Origin of the sequence: Clostridioides sp. ES-S-0005-03, assembly GCF_020658455.1 — a bacterium.
Classification (GTDB): domain Bacteria; phylum Bacillota; class Clostridia; order Peptostreptococcales; family Peptostreptococcaceae; genus Clostridioides.
This window is the reverse complement of sequence record NZ_JACVWI010000001.1, coordinates 1,099,154-1,119,788: the sequence shown is the minus strand read 5'-3', so window position 1 is coordinate 1,119,788 and position 20,635 is coordinate 1,099,154. Positions and strand designations below refer to the sequence as shown.

At 26.7% G+C, this 20,635-nt stretch carries 22 protein-coding genes, 1 riboswitch and 1 other annotated feature; of the genes, 13 read left to right on the top strand and 9 right to left on the bottom strand.

Annotated features, from left to right (window positions below; translation table 11 throughout):
* Window positions 1-23: 23 nt before the first annotated feature.
* On the bottom strand, window positions 24-224 hold the full coding sequence (locus IC218_RS05415; protein WP_021384215.1) for a cold-shock protein: 201 nt from the start codon (window positions 222-224) through the stop codon (window positions 24-26).
* A gap of 149 nt (window positions 225-373) precedes the next feature.
* A riboswitch (cyclic di-GMP riboswitch) is annotated at window positions 374-470 on the bottom strand.
* Window positions 471-734: 264 nt separating this feature from the next.
* Here IC218_RS05415 and hcp point away from each other — a divergent pair.
* Window positions 735-2,393, top strand: a complete 1,659-nt coding sequence (gene hcp, locus IC218_RS05410) for a hydroxylamine reductase (protein WP_227482597.1) — start codon at window positions 735-737, stop codon at window positions 2,391-2,393.
* A 48-nt stretch (window positions 2,394-2,441) separates the two neighbouring features.
* Here hcp and IC218_RS05405 read toward each other — a convergent pair whose 3' ends face one another.
* The 3 genes from IC218_RS05405 to IC218_RS05395 all read right to left on the bottom strand — a co-directional run bounded on the left by IC218_RS05405 (window position 2,442) and on the right by IC218_RS05395 (window position 4,118).
* Window positions 2,442-2,651, bottom strand: coding sequence for a helix-turn-helix domain-containing protein (locus tag IC218_RS05405; protein ID WP_227482598.1), 210 nt, complete (start codon window positions 2,649-2,651; stop codon window positions 2,442-2,444).
* 10 nt (window positions 2,652-2,661) lie between these two features.
* Window positions 2,662-3,129 carry a DUF2975 domain-containing protein gene (locus tag IC218_RS05400; RefSeq protein ID WP_227435040.1) on the bottom strand — a complete coding sequence of 156 codons (468 nt, stop codon included), beginning with the start codon at window positions 3,127-3,129 and terminating at the stop codon, window positions 2,662-2,664.
* Window positions 3,130-3,419: 290 nt separating this feature from the next.
* Window positions 3,420-4,118, bottom strand: a complete 699-nt coding sequence (locus IC218_RS05395) for an alpha/beta hydrolase (RefSeq protein ID WP_227823978.1) — start codon at window positions 4,116-4,118, stop codon at window positions 3,420-3,422.
* Between the two features lie 264 nt (window positions 4,119-4,382).
* Between IC218_RS05395 and IC218_RS05390 the strand changes: the two genes are divergently transcribed.
* A complete protein-coding gene (locus IC218_RS05390) occupies window positions 4,383-4,940 on the top strand; it encodes a TetR/AcrR family transcriptional regulator (protein ID WP_227435043.1) in 558 nt (185 codons plus the stop codon).
* Window positions 4,941-5,209: 269 nt separating this feature from the next.
* Here the strand turns inward: IC218_RS05390 and IC218_RS05385 are convergent, their stop codons facing one another.
* Entirely contained in the window at window positions 5,210-5,689 is a 480-nt protein-coding gene (locus IC218_RS05385) for a GNAT family N-acetyltransferase (protein WP_227435044.1), read from the bottom strand.
* Between the two features lie 304 nt (window positions 5,690-5,993).
* On the opposite strand from IC218_RS05385, the gene IC218_RS05380 reads away from it, so the two are divergent.
* From IC218_RS05380 to IC218_RS05340, 9 genes are all read left to right on the top strand, one after another.
* Window positions 5,994-6,752, top strand: a complete 759-nt coding sequence (locus IC218_RS05380; protein ID WP_227823977.1) for an N-acetyltransferase — start codon at window positions 5,994-5,996, stop codon at window positions 6,750-6,752.
* Window positions 6,753-7,391: 639 nt separating this feature from the next.
* Entirely contained in the window at window positions 7,392-7,793 is a 402-nt protein-coding gene (locus IC218_RS05375) for a hypothetical protein (protein ID WP_227823976.1), read from the top strand.
* A 420-nt stretch (window positions 7,794-8,213) separates the two neighbouring features.
* Complete coding sequence (locus IC218_RS05370; RefSeq protein WP_227435052.1) at window positions 8,214-8,714, top strand: GNAT family N-acetyltransferase; 501 nt, start codon at window positions 8,214-8,216, stop codon at window positions 8,712-8,714.
* 80 nt (window positions 8,715-8,794) lie between these two features.
* Window positions 8,795-9,008, top strand: a binding site (T-box leader).
* 262 nt (window positions 9,009-9,270) lie between these two features.
* Window positions 9,271-10,305, top strand: a complete 1,035-nt coding sequence (argC, locus tag IC218_RS05365) for an N-acetyl-gamma-glutamyl-phosphate reductase (protein ID WP_227435054.1) — start codon at window positions 9,271-9,273, stop codon at window positions 10,303-10,305.
* A gap of 41 nt (window positions 10,306-10,346) precedes the next feature.
* Window positions 10,347-11,564, top strand: coding sequence for a bifunctional glutamate N-acetyltransferase/amino-acid acetyltransferase ArgJ (argJ, locus tag IC218_RS05360; RefSeq protein ID WP_227435055.1), 1,218 nt, complete (start codon window positions 10,347-10,349; stop codon window positions 11,562-11,564).
* A 13-nt stretch (window positions 11,565-11,577) separates the two neighbouring features.
* Complete coding sequence (gene argB / locus IC218_RS05355; RefSeq protein ID WP_227435056.1) at window positions 11,578-12,438, top strand: acetylglutamate kinase; 861 nt, start codon at window positions 11,578-11,580, stop codon at window positions 12,436-12,438.
* 51 nt (window positions 12,439-12,489) lie between these two features.
* Window positions 12,490-13,683, top strand: coding sequence for an aspartate aminotransferase family protein (locus IC218_RS05350; protein WP_255613184.1), 1,194 nt, complete (start codon window positions 12,490-12,492; stop codon window positions 13,681-13,683).
* Between the two features lie 106 nt (window positions 13,684-13,789).
* Window positions 13,790-14,812 carry an ornithine carbamoyltransferase gene (gene argF / locus IC218_RS05345; protein WP_227435057.1) on the top strand — a complete coding sequence of 341 codons (1,023 nt, stop codon included), beginning with the start codon at window positions 13,790-13,792 and terminating at the stop codon, window positions 14,810-14,812.
* Between the two features lie 124 nt (window positions 14,813-14,936).
* The gene (locus IC218_RS05340) at window positions 14,937-15,545 is read left to right on the top strand and encodes a DUF4878 domain-containing protein (RefSeq protein ID WP_227482605.1); all 609 of its coding nucleotides are present in this window, start codon (window positions 14,937-14,939) and stop codon (window positions 15,543-15,545) included.
* A 377-nt stretch (window positions 15,546-15,922) separates the two neighbouring features.
* Here IC218_RS05340 and IC218_RS05335 read toward each other — a convergent pair whose 3' ends face one another.
* The 4 genes from IC218_RS05335 to IC218_RS05320 form a co-directional block, all read right to left on the bottom strand.
* The gene (locus tag IC218_RS05335; protein WP_227435060.1) at window positions 15,923-17,140 is read right to left on the bottom strand and encodes a M20 family metallo-hydrolase; all 1,218 of its coding nucleotides are present in this window, start codon (window positions 17,138-17,140) and stop codon (window positions 15,923-15,925) included.
* A 230-nt stretch (window positions 17,141-17,370) separates the two neighbouring features.
* Window positions 17,371-18,009, bottom strand: a complete 639-nt coding sequence (locus IC218_RS05330) for an ABC-2 transporter permease (protein WP_227435062.1) — start codon at window positions 18,007-18,009, stop codon at window positions 17,371-17,373.
* Window positions 18,009-18,872, bottom strand: a complete 864-nt coding sequence (locus IC218_RS05325; protein ID WP_227435063.1) for an ABC transporter ATP-binding protein — start codon at window positions 18,870-18,872, stop codon at window positions 18,009-18,011. The genes IC218_RS05330 and IC218_RS05325 overlap by 1 nt, the downstream gene beginning before the upstream one ends.
* Entirely contained in the window at window positions 18,869-19,243 is a 375-nt protein-coding gene (locus IC218_RS05320) for a GntR family transcriptional regulator (RefSeq protein WP_227435065.1), read from the bottom strand. The genes IC218_RS05325 and IC218_RS05320 overlap by 4 nt, the downstream gene beginning before the upstream one ends.
* A gap of 423 nt (window positions 19,244-19,666) precedes the next feature.
* Between IC218_RS05320 and IC218_RS05315 the strand changes: the two genes are divergently transcribed.
* Together IC218_RS05315 and IC218_RS05310 are read left to right on the top strand one after the other, a co-directional pair.
* On the top strand, window positions 19,667-20,011 hold the full coding sequence (locus tag IC218_RS05315) for a replication/maintenance protein RepL (RefSeq protein ID WP_227435067.1): 345 nt from the start codon (window positions 19,667-19,669) through the stop codon (window positions 20,009-20,011).
* Window positions 20,012-20,027: 16 nt separating this feature from the next.
* Window positions 20,028-20,624, top strand: coding sequence for a hypothetical protein (locus IC218_RS05310; protein WP_227435068.1), 597 nt, complete (start codon window positions 20,028-20,030; stop codon window positions 20,622-20,624).
* The last annotated feature ends 11 nt before the right edge of the window (window positions 20,625-20,635 follow it).

The following is a 20,635-nucleotide window of genomic DNA, read 5'->3' as shown; positions in this document are numbered from 1 at the left end:
GTCTTTCCCGAAAAATCTATATATTATAATATAGTTATATTTTCTGCTTGAGGACCTCTAGCGCCTTTAACTATATCAAAGCTTACTTGTTGACCTTCTTCTAATGATTTAAATCCTGAAGTTTGTATAGCTGAGAAATGAGCAAATACATCATCTCCACCTTCTATTGATATAAACCCAAATCCTTTTTCATTATTAAACCATTTCACTATTCCATTATTCATTAAAAATACTCCTATTAACCTATATCAAGATATACTTGATTTAATTGTGTATTACCACAAATATTATTATATCATAGATTAATAGGAATGTCTATTCAATTATATTTTTTAGTTAACATTTTTGGTTATTATTAGTCTTAAAAATATATTTTTAAGACTGTCTGACATAACTCATAAATTAATTTATAAGTCTTAGTCCCTATAGCTTTGCGTCACTAAATTTCTCTAGTTTTGCCAATTTAGTTTTATTCTACAACTACAATAATACATTAGAATGAGTTATTATTCAACATTCTTGTTTTAAAATCAAATAAATTTAAAAATAGTTTACTTAAATTTTTAAATCATATCTAAAATAATTTAGGGGTACCTTTAAATTTACTTACTTTCATTATAGAGAATACTTATCATAGTATGTACATTTGAAGATGCAATTTTAATTTACTATTTTTATAATATATAACATATATGGGTAAACTATGTAACAAGGTAAAGAGGAGGTATAAATATATGGAAAATTCAATGTTCTGTTATCAATGCGAGCAAACTGTTGGTGGAAAAGGATGTACAAAAATAGGGGTTTGTGGTAAAACGCCAGAAATAGCAGCACTTCAAGACTTATTAATCTATCAATTAAAAGGTATAAGTTGTTATGCTAAAGTTTTGTTAGATAATGGAGAAAAAATAGATAAAGATATAGTTTCTTTTGTAGAAAATAGTTTATTTACGACTTTAACAAATGTAAATTTTGATGGTGATGTACATGAAAATATGCTAAGAAAATCACAAGAAATAAAGCAGAGATTAAGAGAAAAAATTAAAGAACCTATTGTAAACAATGAGTATGCTGAATATAATTTAAGTGAAACAAGAAGTCAAATGATAGAAGATGCTAAAAGAGCTGGAATAATGTTTGATGAAAGTTTAAACCCTGATATACGTTCACTAAGAATGACAATACTTTATGGATTAAAAGGAATAAGTGCTTATGGGCATCAGGCTAGAGAGCTTGGATATTATAATAATCAGGTAGATGAATTTTATTTTAGAGCATTATCAGCAATTACAGATGATGATATTTCTTTAGAAAACTTAATAACATTAACTCTTAAGACGGGTGATATGAGTGTTGCTGTAATGCAAAAACTAGATGAAGCTAATACTACCATTTATAAAAATCCAGAACCTCATAAGGTAAATGTAAAAATAAAAAAAGGACCTTTTATAATAGTTTCAGGACATGATTTAAAAGATTTGGAAATGTTACTTAAACAAACAGAAGGAAAAGGGATAAATATATATACTCATGGAGAAATGATTCCTTGTCATGGATATCCAGAATTAAATAAATATACTCATTTAGTAGGGAACTTTGGAGGAGCATGGCAAGATCAACAGAAGGAATTTGATTCTATACCAGGATGTATACTGATGACAACAAATTGCTTAATGAAACCAAGAGATTCTTATAAAGATAGAATTTTTACAACTAGTGTCGTCGGATGGGATGGTGTAAAATATATAGGTAAAAGTGAAAATGGAGAAAAAGATTTTAGTGAAATAATAAATAAAGCACTAGAACTTGGTGGGTTTGAAGAAAGTGAAGAACCATATGAAATATTAGTAGGATTTGGACATAATGCTACATTAAGTAATGCACCAGCAATAGTAGATGCAGTTAAATCTGGAAATATAAGACATTTCTTCCTTATTGGAGGATGCGATGGTGCAAGACCTGGAAGAAACTATTATACTGAGTTTGCTAAACAAGTTCCTAAAGATTGTATAATTCTTACACTTGCATGTGGAAAGTATAGATTTAATAAATTAAACTTTGGTGAAGTAGCGGGGTTTCCTAGGTTGTTAGATGTTGGTCAATGTAATGATGCTTATTCAGCAGTAAGAATAGCCTTAGCTTTAGCTGATGCATTTGATACAGATGTGAATAGTCTTCCTCTCTCAATAATATTATCATGGTATGAGCAAAAAGCTGTGGCAGATTTATTAGCATTATTATCACTAGATATAAAAAATATTTATTTAGGGCCAAGTTTACCAGCCTTTATAAGTCCAAATGTACTACAATACTTAGTTGATACATTTAATTTAATACCTATTAGTACACCTGAAAAAGATTTGGCAACATGTCTAAATGTTCCACTAAAATAATAAAAGCTATAGGTGATAATCAAAAAGAGTGTTTTAGACACTCTTTTCTTAATCATCTTCTACATATTCAAGTATATCACCTGGTTGGCAGTCTAAAGCTTTACAAATTTCATTTAGAGTGGTGAATCTAACAGCTTTTGCTTTACCAGTCTTTAAAATTGATAAATTAGCATTTGTAATATCTATTTTTTCAGCCAAATCTTTAAGTGATATTTTTCTTTTTGCCATCATTACATCTAGATTAACTATAATTGCCATAATATCACCTCTATATCGTTAAATCGTTATCTTCTTTTATTTTTATAGCTTTATTAAATGTTTCAGCAATTACAAAACACATTAGTGAAAAGATAAAAGAGATGACCATAAGTGGTGAAATTCCTCCATTATCAGTTCCAAATATTTTTATAGGACCAGCATTTACACTATAACCATTGATACATTCAATTATAGTATTTATCAATAAGCAATATCCCATTATTTTAAATCTCTTAACATTTTCAAGTATAAAAGGTGAGTATTTAGTGCTATTAATTATAAAAGTTAGGAATAAAATAACTATATAATAGTCAGAAAAATAAACAATTCTAACAATTGTAATAATCAATTTTTCAAAGCTAAAATTATACAAAGATATGGGTATCATACATAAGAATATTATACCTGTTGCAGCCATACTTACTAACATAATGTACAAAAACACTGTTAGAATATTTCTAAAAAATTTTGTACTCATAAATACCATCTCCTTAATATAGGTTATATTATTGATTATAATATATAATTTATTGTTTTTCAATAAAAAAATATTGATTAAAATATAAAAATATTATTGTATATATAAATAAAAATATTAAGGTGGTAAGTTTATATGAAAAAGAATATAAGTTCTAAAATATTAAATAATATTATGCTAGTTGGAATAATTTTAGCTTTATTATCGCTTATTTTAATGATACTAAAATAAAGTGAATTGATAGAATAATTATTCTAATTTATAGATAAATAGTAATAATGAAATTATCTTCATTCAAATAAAGTATTTGTCCATTTATTTAATACTTTTAATTGCTCTTGTGTATTAAACCAATGCTCCCCGTTTTCTATAACTGTTAAATTACAATTAAAATGGCGTGTAAATTTCTCTACCACACTTAGTTCTGTAAGTTCGTCATGTTTACCATATAGTATTCTTGTTGTAGTGTTCCATTTAGTAATAGGATGTTTTTTGACATATTGCAGATATTCCCATGAAAGTGTATGACCAAATGAAGTTGGAATAATTAGTTCATGTTTAAGTTGTTCTTCTGATACATTTGCCCAAAGCATCATATTAGAAATAAGTTGTTGCATATCGAGAATTGGAGATACAAAAACACACTCTTCCAGATTCTCATTTTCAAAACTTAACATACTAAACCATGCACCAATACTATTTGCATATAATGCAATTTGATTCCAATTAGATTTTGCATATTTCATTATAGCTAATAACTCTGGAACAACATTCCATGGGTCAAACGAAATGTTTTCTTCTTTACGTTCTCCATGTTTAGGTAAATCAATGCTTAAAACCTGCCATCCATGATTAACAGCGATATTAGCAAAAATTTCGGCTTCTTCTTTATAACCACATTGTCCGTGTATATAAATATACAATTTGTTTGAAGGATTTCCCCAAAGAATTGAAGGAATTCCATGAATTTGAAAATATTTCTTTTCCATAAAAATCTCCCTTCAGTTTAATATATAGTATCTATTGATATATCTATTAAACTATAAAATTATACTGTAATATTCTAATTTAATTATCTATAATACTAATTTAATTAGTTATAATACTAATATAGTTAGTATTATATTAAACTAAAATTAAATTGTCAACATTGCACTCAATATAAAGTTTTTTATAAGTCTTAATTGTTGACGAAGCTAATTAGATTAGTTAAACTAATAAAGTAATTAATTTTAGTTGAGAGAGGTATAATCATGCGTGTTAGTAGAGATATAGTAATACAGGTAGCATCTGATATAGCTGATAAAGATGGGCTTAACAAGCTTTCTTTAAAAGTTGTTGCAGAAAAACTAAGTATACGTACACCTTCTTTATATAATCATATAGAAAGCTTAGATGATTTGTTGAGAGAGGTTGCTCATAATGGTATGAGGAAAATGAATAAACAGATGGAGAAAGTTGCTATTGGTGATTCTGGAGATACAGCTATAAAGTCTGTAAGTATTGCATATTTTAATTTTATAATTGCTCATCCTGGGGTTTATGAAACAATTCAATGGGCTATTTGGCATGGGAACAAAGAAACATCAGAGATATTTGAAGAATATAAATCGCTATTAGAAAAACTTATTCTTTCTTGTAATTTAAGAACAAAGAATATAGATGAAGTATTAAATTTGTTGATGAGTGTGATTCATGGATATTCAACTTTGCAACTTGGAAAAGCTCTTTTAGATTCAGAAGAAGCCATAAAAAGTCTATCTGACACTGTTGATACTGTACTATTAGGTATTCATAAAAAGTATGACTAAATATATCGCTAAATATTAATGTAAATGATAGAATTAATAATCAACATTACATATATATCAATAAATTATAATATAGTTGATTTAATTAATAGATTGGATTAGAAAATAAGAAGTAAAAAAATAAATATTAATGTCTTTGCTAGAAGATTCTTTCAAAGTATATTACTTAAAACTTAAAGAAAAATAGTGTACTTTAAAAATTTAATCTAAAAGCAAATCAACTTTAAAAACTTTAAGTGGATTTGCTTTTGATATATTTCTTTGTTAAATTAATTTGATATTGATAGTTTCATTGGAGTAAAACGTATACCATTGACAATCTGTTCAGCATTAGTATTTTTAAATCCTAATTTATGGTAAACTTCAACAGCATAAGGGGATGAATTTACAGTTACTTCAGTTAAATCATCTCTGTTTTCAGTACAATACTTTACACCTATAGCCATTAATTTTTTTGCAACACCACATTTGTGATAATTTTTATCTACAAATAACATACATATATGATTTAGGTCTCTGATAGCTAAAACCCCAATTAACTTTTCACAATCAAAACAGCCCCAAAAGAAAATAGATTTTTCTTTGACTTTTTCAATAATAGAGTTATATTCTATAAATTCATGGAATGACTTAATTCCTTCAGCACAATAATCTGGAGACTCAAATTCTTCAAATACATTCCAAATTAAATTCAATGCACTTCTAATATCAGGTTCTTTTAATTCTCTTATTAGGTACTTTTCACACATTATAAACAACACCTCTATTATTAAAAATTTTTCTTATAATTATATACCTTAAATATATTTATTTCAATATAAATTGTTTTATTAAATTTGAATTTAAAGGTGATTAATAAAACAATCCATATATAATATAGTTAGAACATAAAAATTTATTTAATTTTACATATAATTTAATAATGATAAATTTGAAATAATTTAATATAAAATGAAAATATATATGACATATAAGTGTCATATATATAATAGTACAATTAAAGATATAGTATATATATGAAAACTATTTTGTAAAGAGAGAAGGAGAGGTAATATGCAGATTATAGATATAAATTCAAATAATATTGATAATGAACATGTATGTTGTGCAATTACTGAAAAAAAGGGAGAAAACTGTGTTTCTTCTAAAAAATATTGGATGAAAAGTAATTTTGACAAAGGTCTTGTATTTAAAAGATTAGATGAAAGAGGTAAAGTTTTTATAGAATATATACCAGCAGAAAATGCATGGTGTCCTATTACTGCAGATAATTATATGTATATTAATTGTTTCTGGGTATCTGGAAAATTTAAAGGACAAGGATACTCTAATTTATTACTACAAAAATGCATTGATGATGCAAAGTCAAAAGGAAAATATGGGTTAGTTGTACTTTCATCTGAAAAAAAGCTACCATTTTTATCTGATTCTAAGTATTTAAAATATAAAGGATTTTATCTGGCAGATACATCAGAACCAAGTTATGAGTTATTGTATTTTCCATTTACTGATAATGCACCTATTCCATGCTTTAAAGATTGTGTAAAACAAAGTAAATCAAAGGAGAATGGGATAGTTTTATATTACAGTAATCAGTGTCCACATACTGCAAAATATACTCCTATTTTAAAAAAAATTGCGAATGCTAGAGGTGTTGAAGTAAATCTTATAAAATTTGAAACAGCAAAAGAAGCACAAAATGCTCCTGCACCATTTACTACATATAGTCTTTTTTTCAATGGAGAATTTATAACTAATGAGATACTTTCTGAAAAAAAAATTGAAAAATTTTTAGATAGTAAAGGTTTTTAAAACTTAATTAAAATAAGATATAAATTTAAATCTTCTAGTTTTTGTGCAATTTTTAGGTGTTTGTTTGGACATAAATGAGAATATACATTCCATGTTGTTTCAATTTTTTCATGTCATAAATGTTCTGCTATTGTTAGTATATTTATTCACTAGTCAAATTATAATATTTTACAGAATAACTAAACATTGCAACAAGATGGTTGTGTATTGTTTTTAGATATGTTTGACTGTAATTAACTTTTAATAATTAGTTTTGTCACTTTCTTACATGGGAAGGAATAATTTCATTTATTTGAAAATTTCAAAAGAAAGGAAGTAATTTTAAATCTATTGTAAGCTTTTCATTAATAGTAGTATCCTTTGCTGTTGTTTGAGTTCTTCTATATTTATTCTCCATATACTTATATTAACATTATATGTGTATGTATCAATGTTTTTTATATACTATTTGTGCTATCCATTCAACCTAAATGAGTGTGATTTCCACTCTAAATTGTAAAAGCTTCATATAAATCCTATGATATATTTAAGATATTTTTATAATAATTATAAATTTATATTAATAAACAACTGTAAAGGTGAACTTGCTTATAGTATAATAAATTAATATATTATGCAAAGAGTTAAGGAGAGATACTTATGCAGACTTTAGATGTATACATGAAAAAATTATGTCCACAATATCTAATAAAACATAGTGAAATCGTTGATGAAGTAACTGTTGATGTACGTACATCGATAGAATATGGTAGTATAGCCAAATTAGAACATAATATCTCTGTTATTAATGAAAAAGAATATGACTTCCTGCACAGGAATAAACCCATCGCAGTAATTGTTGTCTTATATGGTTTAATAAAAAATCGTAAAAAAATAAAAGATAGGCTTCTATCTATTAGCGATAACAATAGTAAAAAGATAATAATTGTTTGCTCTAGAGGTAGGCTTCGTAGTCCAATTGTTTGGATGTATTCTAGATATTTAAAAATAGATTCTAAAGTATTAATAAATGGAATACACTCTCTAAAAAATAATTCTTAAACTTATAAAAATATAGATCATTCTCGATATTATGCAACTAATTATCACATATATAGTATCAAGCTAGAATGTATATATATTTACACAAATCTATATGTATTCTCACTTGTTGTTCAACTGTGTTGAATTAATAATGATACTTTTATCAGTTAATTTCCATCAATTTTATTTTCAATAATTACAATTGTAAAATTGAGGATGTTGTAGAAATAAAAAAAGATATTGAGTAGTAAAATTTATGATACTAATATACTTTATAGCCTGTTAGAAAATATAGAACTAATAGTACTAATAAATGAAATTTCATGTGATAGATGAGCTTTTATCAGATTAAAAAGAAAATCAGCAGAAAGACGATTGTTGTGTATGATTAAGAATTCTTTGATAACAATTTTAGTCTTTCTCTTAAAAGGAGAAAAAATGATATTAAAAACAGAAAGATTAACTCTAATTCCACTATCACTTCGTCAACTTGAACTTTGGACTTCCAATAATTCAGAATTAGAAAAGGAATTAGAATGCATTTATTGTGCAGAACCAATGACTGGTTTTTTTTATGATATTGTAAAAGGACAATTAAATATTGCTAAAAAAGATGAAAAAAATATATTGTTTTATACATTTTGGTTTATTATGTTAAATGAAAACCGTACAATTATAGGATTAGCCGATTTTAAAGATGTGCCAAATTCTTATGGTGAAATTGAGATTGGTTATGGATTAGGTGAGGATTATAAAAAACAAGGATATATGACAGAAGCTATTAAAAAGATATGTAGCTGGGGATTAAGTCAACCAAATGTTTCTTCTGTGATAGCTGAAACTGATGCTTACAATACAGATTCACAAAATGTTTTATTAAGATGTGGTTTTAAGTTATATCGTAACTCGGATACAAAATGGTGGAAATTAACAACCTAGAAAAAATTTCCAAAAATTTATAAATAATATTGACAAACTACTAAAAATAAATTATTATATAAAACAACAAGAAAAGAAATTGAAATCCTATGAAAAAGAAAGTAGCATAAAAGGATTTGATAGAGAGCTAGGGATGGTGGAAGCCTAGTAATGAATTTTATTGTGAATAGAGCTTTGGAGGAAGTTACCAGAATTAGTAGTATGGTAATTGGTGAGTCTCGCCTTAAGAGATTAGAGTGGGTAAGATTATCTTATCAATTAGAGTGGTAACGCGGGTGTATATTCGTCTCTTGGTCTTTGACCAAGAGGCTTTTTTAATTTTAAATATACATTTGCAAATACTTTTTAATTCATAAGAATTATTATAATTGTAATTTTACCAATAAGAGTGGTACCGCGGAAATTCGCCTCTTAGCATTATAATGCTAAGGGGCTTTTTATTGTTAGTTAGATAGTTTTAAACTTATATATTATCAAATGATTATTAAATAATAATATTAATTTAAAAAAATAATTCGAAATATTCTTAAAATAATTATAAAACGGAGGAAATAAAATGAGCAAAATAAAAGCTGGAATTATTGGAGCAACTGGATATGTTGGTGTAGAATTACTAAGATTACTAATAAATCATGAAGGAGTAGAAGTTACAGCTATAGGTTCAAATTCATACATTGGCAAAAACATAGTTGATATATACCCAAGTATAGGTTATGAAAACAGTATGACATGTATAGAAAACGAAAAAGTAATTGATATGTGTGATGTTGTATTTACTGCTCTTCCACATGGTGTAAGTGAAAAGTTTGCAATAAAAGCAATTGAATCTAAAAAGAAAGTCATAGATTTAGGTGCTGATTTCAGAATAAAAGATGAAAAAATATATAGTAAATGGTATGGAGTATCTTTTATAGATACAATTTTGCACAAAAAAGCTGTATATGGATTAAGTGAGATATATCAAGAAGATATAAAAAGTGCTGATATAGTTGCAAATCCAGGATGTTATCCTACTAGTATTTCTTTACCATTGATGCCATTATTAAGTTCTAAATTAATAAAAAATAATAATATAATAATTGATTCTAAATCAGGTCTTACAGGAGCTGGTAGAGAGTTATCAACAAGTAGTCATTTTACAGAAGTTAATGAGAATATAACTGCATATAAAATAGGAAAACATAGACATACTCCAGAAATAGAACAAAATCTAAGTGAAGCGTATAAAGAAGATGTAGATGTAGTTTTTACACCAAATCTAATTCCAGTAAATAGAGGGATACTATCAACTATATACTGCATAAAAGAAGATAATGTATCTATAGGTGATATACATAAAAAATTAACTGATTATTATGAATATAAAAAATTTGTAGAAATACTCCCATTAGATAAGATAACCTCTTTAAAAAATGTTGTATATTCAAATAAATGTGTAATATCAGTACATGAAAATAAAGATACATTAATAATCTGTTCAACTATAGACAACATGATTAAAGGGGCAGCAGGGCAAGCCGTACAAAATATGAATATAATGTTTGGAATTGAGGAGACTACAGGCTTAAAGCATATTGCACCAGCATTTTAGGAATAGAAAAATACTAAACTCATATAATTAGGAGGATAAAAATGGAGATTATAAAAGGTGGAGTTACAGTTCCAGAAGGGTTTGTTGCTTCAGGAATTCACTGTGGCTTAAGAAAAAATAAAGAAAAGAGGGACTTAGCTTTAGTTTATTCAGATATTTTATGTGATGCAGCAGCAGTAGTTACTCAAAATAAAGTTAAAGGAAATCCAGTTTATGTAACACAGGAGCATATTAAAAATGGAAAAGCACAAGCGATTATAGTCAATAGTGCTAATGCTAACACATTTAATGGAAAAGAAGGTCTTATAAACGCATATAAAATGGCTAAATTTACTAGTGAAAAATTAAATATTAAAGAAGATGATGTTTTGGTTGCATCTACTGGTGTTATAGGAAAACCACTAAATATAGATTTAATAGAAAAAAATATGGATGAGTTAGTAAGTAATCTCAGTAAACAAGGTCATATTGGAGCAAGAGAAGCAATTATGACAACTGACATTATAAAGAAAGAAATAGCAGTAGCAATAATGTATGGAGATAAAAAAATAACTATTGGAGGTATGGCAAAAGGTTCAGGAATGATACATCCTAATATGGCAACAACATTGGGATTTATAACGACAGATGCAAATATCGATAGCGTTCTCTTAAAAGAAGCTCTAAAAAGTGCAGTTGATAAAAGTTTTAATAGAGTTAGTGTAGATGGAGATACAAGTACTAATGATATGGTAATGATTTTGGCAAATGGAAAAGCGAAAAATGAGAGAATGGATGAAAAAGATGAACATTATCAAGTATTTTTAAGTGCGCTTACATATGTTTGTATAGAACTTGCTAAACTTGTTGCTAAAGATGGAGAAGGATGTACAAAATTAATTGAATGCTATATAAATGGAGCACTAAGTGAAGAACATGCAGTAAAGTTAGCAAAAACAGTTATATCTTCTTCCTTGGTAAAGACAGCTGTATTTGGAGCTGATGCAAATTGGGGAAGAATATTGTGTGCTTTAGGATATGCGGGTGAAGAAATAGATATGGAAAAAGTAGATATTATTTTTGAAAGCATGAAAGGATATATAGAAGTATGTAAACAGGGAAATGGGTTGGATTTTAATGAAGAAAAAGCGAAAAAAATTCTTGAAGATGATGAAATAAGTATATTAGTAGATTTGAACATGGGAAATGCTAGAGGAAATGCATGGGGATGTGATTTAAGTTATGATTATGTAAGAATAAATGGAAGTTATAGAAACTAGGAGGAAATGCTTAATGATTGATATAGAAAAAGCAAATACACTGATAGAAGCTTTACCATATATAGAAAAGCATCAAGGCAAAACTATTGTAGTTAAGTATGGTGGAAGTGCAATGAAAAAAGATGGTTTAAAAGAGTCTGTTATGGAAGACCTTGTACTTATGAGTTATGTTGGAATAAATATAGTTTTAGTACATGGTGGAGGAGCAGAAATCAATAAAATGCTTGCTAAAGTAGATATAGAAAGTAAATTTGTAAATGGGCTTAGATATACAGATGAAGAAACTATGGAAATTGTAAAAATGGTCTTAGCTGGAAAGGTAAATAAAGACTTAGTAAACAAGATACATACAAAAGGCGGAAGAGCAGTAGGGCTTTGTGGGATAGATAATAATATGATTTTATGTGACCCATATAAAAATTATGAACTAGGATTTGTTGGAGAAATAAAGAAAGTAAATGTTGAACTTATAGAATCTTGCTTGAAATCAGGCTATATTTCAGTAATTGCAACTATTGGAGTAGGAGAAGATGGTGAGACCTATAATATAAATGGAGATACAGCAGCATCAGCTATAGCTAAAGAATTAAATGCAGATAAGCTGATACTTCTTACTGATGTGCCAGGTCTTTTAAGAGATCCAGATGAAGAAAAGTCATTGATAACAGAAGTTATACTAGATGATGTTGATAAGCTATTTGATGAAGGTATAATTACTGGTGGCATGATACCTAAGATACATGGATGTGTAGACGCTTTGAATAATGGGGTAAATAGAGTTCATATTTTAGATGGAAGAGTTCCTCATTCTATAATAACAGAGTTATTTACTGATAGTGGAATAGGCACATTAATAAGAAAAGAAAATGAATAAGAAAATAAGTTAAATATAAAAAAGATTATAACTTAAGTGAGGATGATAAAAATGAAGATAAATAACAATAATATAGTTTCAAAATGGGAGGAATATTTCATAAATACATATAGCCAACCTGATTTTATTATAGATTATGGCGAAGGTAGTTGCTTTTTTGATACTAAAGGCAATAAATATATAGATTTTACAAGCGGATACGGAGTGTCTTCTCTTGGATATAGTAATAATAATTTAAAAACTGCTTTAAAGGAGCAAGTGGACAAATTATTACATACATCAAACTTATATTTCAATGGTCCAGTATTGTCTGTAGGAGAAAAAATAATTAATATAAGTGGATTGGATAAAGTATATTTTTGTAACTCTGGAACAGAAGCAAATGAAACTGCTTTTAAAATAGCAAGAAAGTACAGTAGTGATAAATATGGTGAAGGAAGAGGGACAATCATAAGTTTAAAGGATTCTTTTCATGGTAGAACAATGATGTCTTTGATGGCAACTGGTATGGATAAGTACCATAAATATTTTTATCCACTTCCCGAAGGATTTAAATATGTAGAAAAAAACGATATTGAAGATTTTAAAAATAATATTGATTCAACTGTTTGTGCAGTAATTCTTGAAGCAGTTCAAGGTGAAGGTGGAGTTAATGTTCTTGAAAAAGATTATATTTTAGAACTTGTAAAAATATGTAAAGAAAAAGACATAGCAGTAATATTTGATGAAGTTCAATGTGGCATAGCAAGAACGGGGAAACTTTTTGGATATGAATATTTTGATGTAAAACCAGATATTGTTACAATTGCAAAAGGTTTAGGCGCAGGGATACCAATAGGAGGAGTATTAGTAAATGAAAAATTTTCAAAAGTTTTAGGAAAAGGAGACCAAGGTACAACATTTGGAGGGAATTTATTAGCTATGGTGGCAACTTCTGTTGTGTTAGATGAAATATCTAAAGAAGGATTTTATGAAGATGTGTTAGAAAAAGGAGATTATATAAGAAAATCTATTGAAAATTTTAATAGTACAATCGTAGTAAAGACAAAAGGTATGGGCTTGATGATAGGAATCGAAACTACTATTGAATCTAGCACTATAGAAGAAAAAGCTAGAAAAAAAGGATTACTTATTTTGACTGCTGGAAAGAATGTACTTAGATTTTTACCACCTTTAACTATTAGCTACAAGGAGATAAATGAAGCTCTTGAAATTTTAAAAGATATATTACTAGAAGATAATTAAGTTATTAAAAGATTCATTGTTAGGGTGAGAATTAGAGTAGATAAAAATATATGAAACTAAAAATTTTATAGCATTTAAATAAATTTACAAAAAGGGGAAAATCAATATGAATAATATAAGTTTAAAAGGAAAGAGTTTTTTAACATTAAAGGATTTTACAAAAGAGGAAATTAGATATTTATTAACTTTATCTAGTTATTTAAAAACTAAGAAGAAGGTTGGTATAAAAGGAGATTTATTGCAAGGTAAAAATATAGCATTATTGTTTGAGAAGACATCAACAAGAACTAGATGTTCGTTTGAGGTGGCTGCTCATGATGAAGGTGCTCATGTAACTTATCTAGGACCCAATGACTGCCATATGGGTAAAAAAGAATCTGTATCCGATACAGCAAAAGTTTTAGGAAGATTTTATGATGGTATAGAATTTAGAGGATTTAAACAGGAAACAGTTGAAAGTTTAGCAAAATACTCTGGAGTACCTGTTTGGAATGGCCTTACAGATGAATATCACCCAACTCAAATACTTGCAGATTTTCTAACAGTAATTGAAAATGTAGATAAAGATTTAAATAAAGTTAAATTTGTTTATGTTGGGGATGCTAGAAATAATATGGGTAACTCATTGATGATAGGATGTGCTAAAATGGGAATTCATTTTGTAGCGCTTGCTCCTAAAGAACTTTGGCCAAATGAAAAGTTAGTTGAAGATATGAAAGAAATAGCTAAAAAGTCTAAAGGAGATATATTGTTAACTGAAAATATTGATGATGTAAAGGGTGCTGATGTTATATATACAGATGTATGGGTTTCTATGGGAGAAGAAGAACAATATGAAGCGAGAATAAATCAACTTAAAGATTATCAAGTGAATATGGATATGATAAAGAAAACTGAAAATGAAAATGTTATATTTTTACATTGTCTTCCAGCTTTTCATGATTTAGAAACTAAAGTTGGTCAAGAAATTTATGAAAAGTTTGGATTATCAGAATTAGAGGTTACTGACGAGGTATTTAATTCCAAGTATTCAAAAGTATTTGAAGAGGCAGAAAATAGAATGCATACTATAAAGGCTGTTATGGTTTCTACTATGACTGATGTAAATATGAATAATAATTTAATATAAATATTTTTTAATCTAGATTTATGTTTTGATAAAAGTCATAAATATTCTAAATATATTATTAAAAATCCTCATTATATGTTAAAATAATTTATGTATCAACAAATTAAGAGGGAGGATTTGAGATATGAAAAAAATCATATTACTTTTAACAACTTTTTTATTAGCAATATCTTTGACAGCATGTTCAAGTGCAAAACCAGAAGATACAATCAATAATTTTTTTAGTAGTGCAAAGAAATTTGACTTTGAAGGTATGAACAAAGTTATGGAAAATAATGATGAAAAATATAAGGATATACTAAAAGAATTAGAAACAGAAGACCCAAGTACACAGTATGTTTTAGATTATCTAAAACATAATGCATCTAAAATAACATACACAATAAAAGACAGTGAGATTAAAGATAATAATGCAAAAATTCAAGTAGAGTGTAAGTTTGTAGATTCAACACCATTACTTAAAGAAATAGTGGCTGAAGCATTTACAAAGATGCTTGGCATGAGTTTTTCAGGTCAAGATTTAACAGATGAGAAAACAACTGAAATGTTAGTGTCAATTATGAAAGAAAAGCAAAAAAGTGTTGAAGAAACTTTTGTAACAAAAACTGTAGAGTTTGAATGTACTAAGAAAGATAATAAATGGATAATAAGTTCAGCTAATGATGCACTGGCTGATGTATTATTATCTAATCTTGTTACAGCAGGAGAGGAATTTTCTAACTCTATGAGTTAAGTTGAATATTAAATTGGAACTATAATAAAAAATGAATATATAACATTTATAAGGGATATCAGCTTTGGTATCCTTTATATTTTTAAGGTAAATAGATAAAAATCAATGGAGATATTAAAAATAATTTGAATATTTATTGTCATTATTAGAAAAATATTTACTGTATAATATATATTATTTAAAATGAGATAATTACGAATAGAATGTATAATTATAAGTAAGACATATATCTAATGGAAATGATAGATGTGATATTATTGATGAGAAATCAACTTTTATATAAATAGAATTAGAAGGTAGCAATTAGAGTTAGTTGCTACCTTTTTCATGTTTATTTTCTTTTTTTATACATCAGAATGAAGAGTATTATTGTAAAATTATTTTAGATTAAGATTATCTAGTATTTTTAAAAATATTTTTACTGCAATATCTAAATCATTCACAGTAACATTTTCATTAGGATTATGACTTATGCCTTCAGTACATCTTATAAATACCATGCCTATATCAGTTATATTATCCATTTCTTGAGCATCATGACCAGCGCCACTATAAATATAAAATGGGTTGAGATTTAAATCCACAAAACTTTTTTCTATAACTTTTGTCATTTTATCAGAACATGGTACAGGAACATTTTCAAAAGAGAGTTCACTTGTATAATTAAGTTTTCTATTTTGACATATGCGAGTTATTTCATCAAATATTTTTATTACTGAAGTATCAAGAGTTTCTTGTGAACATGAGCGGACGTCAAGAGTAAAATCAACCCTTTCAGGAACTACATTTGATGATGATGGATAGAAATTCATCTTTCCAACTGTAGCAACTAAATCAGGCGTTATCTTAGCTATATTTTCAATTGATAATACACATTCACAAGCACAACATCCAGCATCAAATCGCATATCCATTGGGAGTGTTCCAGCATGGCCAGATTTGCCATTTACTGATATTTTAAAACTCTTAAATCCTGTAATACTTGAAACAATACCAGCAGGAAGAGCATTGTTTTCTAAGACAGGTCCCTGTTCGATATGGAATTCTAAATAAGCATCAATATCTTTTCTAGGGTGTAAATTTATTAAATTTTTAGTATCAAATCCAAATTTTGTTACAGCTTCTTCAAGCGTAATTCCATTTTCATCAACAGATTTGAGTAGTTCCTCTTTAAAAGTACCAGCAAAAACTTTACTTCCCATTAGAGATGTTTCAAATCTTGTTCCTTCTTCCTCAGCAAATGCAACTAATTTAATATTAAATGGATAAGACTTATTATTATTTATAGATTCTTCAAGTCCAATTAGAGGAACAATTATTCCTAGCATTCCATCAAATATACCTCCACATTTTACACTATCTTGATGAGATGCAACTACTAATGTAGGTGCGTTTAAGAAATTAGATTTATATGTACCTATAATATTTCCAATATCGTCAATTTCAATATCAAGATTCAAATTTTTCATCCAAGAACTTATTAATTCAATCGATTTTTTATGCTCATCAGTTAATATAAGTCTTGTAAGTCCTGTTGTTGTTGAACTTATTTTTCCTAATGTTTGTAAATAATCCATACATCTTTGTCCTAACATGTGTACCCTCCTAAAAATATAATTGTCAACTAAATTTATCAGATAATTATATTATATCAGTATATTTAGAAAATAATAGGATGTTACTGAATAAAAAAATAATAAAAAAATAAAAATCCTAGTAGAAATAAATTCATAAAAAACAAAAATACTATCAAATTTTACCCTGATAGTATTTTTATAAAATCTTTTATAAAACCACTTAAATATAAAACTAGTGTTAATATCTTTTACACTTCTTTTTTACAATAAATTTTTGTAGAAATAAAATATGAAATTACAAATAATAAAATCGCAATAAATGGAAGAGAATAAACTAAAGTATTAAGTATAATTTCAATAGAAATACTTGAATTAAATCTTTCCAAAAGACTTTTAAATCCTAATATTGCAGCAGTAGGAAGTAAAAAGCATGCAATCATTAATAAACGAGCTTTTTCTGTACCAAATTTATAAATAAGTGGTAAAATAAGGCTAGCAAAACATACTGAAATTGATAAAATTAATCCTGTAATAACTAAAGTATCATCTAAAACAAGTGTATTTTTAAAATATCCATTAACAATGCTAATAATAAGTGAAAAAAATACACCTATAAAGCTAAATATTAACATAGTTAAATATTTACTTAATACAATAGTGTCACGTTTGATAGGCATTGTAAGTACATAGCTATCCCATTTATTTAAATCATCATATGAAAATGTTGAAACAATCATTGTTGTACATAAAACTATAATAACACCTATAAAACTACTGTTATTTCCATCTCCAACAGAAGAGATATATCCAAATACAATCATAAATAAAATTAGAAATTTTATATTGCTTTTTAAATTAAGTAAGTCTTTTAAAATTAGTCCCTTCATTATTTATCACCTCTCACATAAAATAACATAATTTCTTCAATTGATGTATTATCAACTATAAGGTTTGGATGTTTTGTAATAAATTTATACTTATCTTTAAGTAGTACTTCATATCCAAACTGGCTTTTACGATAATATAAATAATCTTCATTTGTAAGTTTAGCAAAATCATTAGAATTACATTTTAAGATACCCATAGTATCGATTAATTCATCTTTGCTTTCGCTAAATACAATTTTCCCCTTATGTATAAATGTAATATAATCTGCTATTTTGTCTAAATCACTTGTAATATGTGAAGATAAAATAATAGAATGTTCTTCATCTTGTATAAAATCTAAGAATATATCCAATATTTCTTCTCTTACAATAGGGTCAAGTGAACTAGTTGCTTCATCTAATATTAATAACTTTGGTTTATGAGATAAAGCTACAGCAATACTAAGTTTCATTTTATTACCTTTTGAAAATTCTTTAATTAGTTTATTATTTGGAACTCTTAGTTGTTTTAAATATTCTTTAAATAGTCTATCATCCCAGTTTTTATAGATATGGCTCATAATTTTTGAGATATTATTTGTATTTAAATTCTCATGAAAGTTGCTTCCTTCAAATACGACACCAATTTGTTCTTTGATTTCTTTTTCATTTTTTATGTTATCAAGGCCAAAGATTTCAATATTTCCACTATCATAAGATATTAAATTTAAAATTGATTTTAGTGTAGTAGTTTTTCCTGCACCATTTTCACCTACAAATCCCATTATAGAGCCTTTTGGTACTGAAAAAGATACATCTTGTAATGCAAAATTTTTGTAAACTTTGTTTAGGTTTTTTATAGTTATTGCGTCCATAATTATCATTCTCCCTTATATAATAAAAGTAAAATATCTTGTAACTCATTATATGTAATGCCACTACTTTGAGCTGTATCAACTGCTTTTTGTAGGTATTCTTCGATTAAACGAAGTTGTTCTTCTTTAACAAAATCCATATTTTTGCCAGATACGAAACTACCTTTACCAGTAACTGTTTCAATAAATCCATCATGTTCTAAATCACTATATGCTCGTTTTGTAGTAATTACACTTATTCTAAGTTCTTTTGCTAATAATCTCATACTTGGAAGAGCAGTACCTTCTGGCAACTCTCCACTTATAATCATACTTTTAATTTGTGTAGTAATTTGTTCGTATATTGGCTTGCCACTTGAATTACTAATAACTATATTCAATTAAACACCTCCTTAAATTGTATATATAGTATATATACATTATATAAATATATATATACTATGTCAAGTAAACTTACAAAAAAATAATTGGAAATATTATGTGTTTAGTGGTTTTACTCTGTAGAAAAGATTATTTTACTGAGCATATTAAAATTTTTAAAAAAAATTTACAAATATTATTCAAAAATCTTACCAATAAATTGAAAATACTGATTTAAAAAAACAATAAAGTTTAGCTTATAGATAAATAAAAGTTTAGCTTATAGATAAACTTTTGCCATTTTTGTTTTTGACATACATATTTTTTTGTAATATATTTATATTATCAATTAGAGATAAGGAGAGTGAGAAGAGATATTTAATTTAGATAAGGCATTAAAAAAAGATTTAAATCAAGAATACACAGAAAGTAGAAATTTGGTTATGAACAAAAGTAAATATATGAATGTTTGCTTTAAAAATTATATCAAAGTGGCAGAAGGAATGTATACTAAAAGAGATTTAATTCCAATAAAATTGATAAATTCTATGGATAAAAATAATAAGATTAGGAAAACACTACATGAATTATCTTGCGAATTTGAATATCCAAAGACTTCCTTGTCTTCATTGTTTACAGAACTAAAAAAATTAGATTTTTTACAGAAAGTAAAAAATGGTGAGTATATGATAAATCCACATATAGCATATAAAGGAAATAAAGCTGATAAAGAAAGTTTACTAGAAGAATATAATCAGATAAAAAGACCTAATAAGGTTAGTAAATAAGGAAGAAGGTTTTTATATGAGTTTAAAACTTGATAGAAATGTTCTACAGTGGTTTGATTATGTATTTGAAAATGAAGAAACTAGTTTGAGATATTATAATTTTGAATGTACATTAAAAGAGATTAGCCCCACTAGTTTAAACAGAGTAGCATTTATATTAGAAAAAAATAATTCTGAATACTGGAAGTTGTATTTTGAAATACCAGCTGAAGTTACTTTGAAACTTAAACAAAACATTCATCCTTTATTTAGAGAGTATATATATGAACAAATATCACTGTATAACGATAATCAAATTTACAATTTTGTAAATTCAAATTTATTAAAAGTGTTTAATAATATTGCAATTTACCAATATAATCTTTTAGAAAATCTATATACTATTGATTTTAGAAAGAGTTTTATAGATAAGTGCCAATATTTGTTAATAGGTGAAAAAAGACTTATAGATGAAGATTTATATCTAAGAGCAAAATCAAAAGAAGTGTTTGATTTTTTTAATTCAGATGGAACCTTTAATCTGACATTAAGTTTTGACATACAAAAAAATGAAAGTTTGCTTGATAGTCTTTTAGAGCTTAGAAAATCAATAATCATAAATGAGAGAATTTAATTTATTTGGAT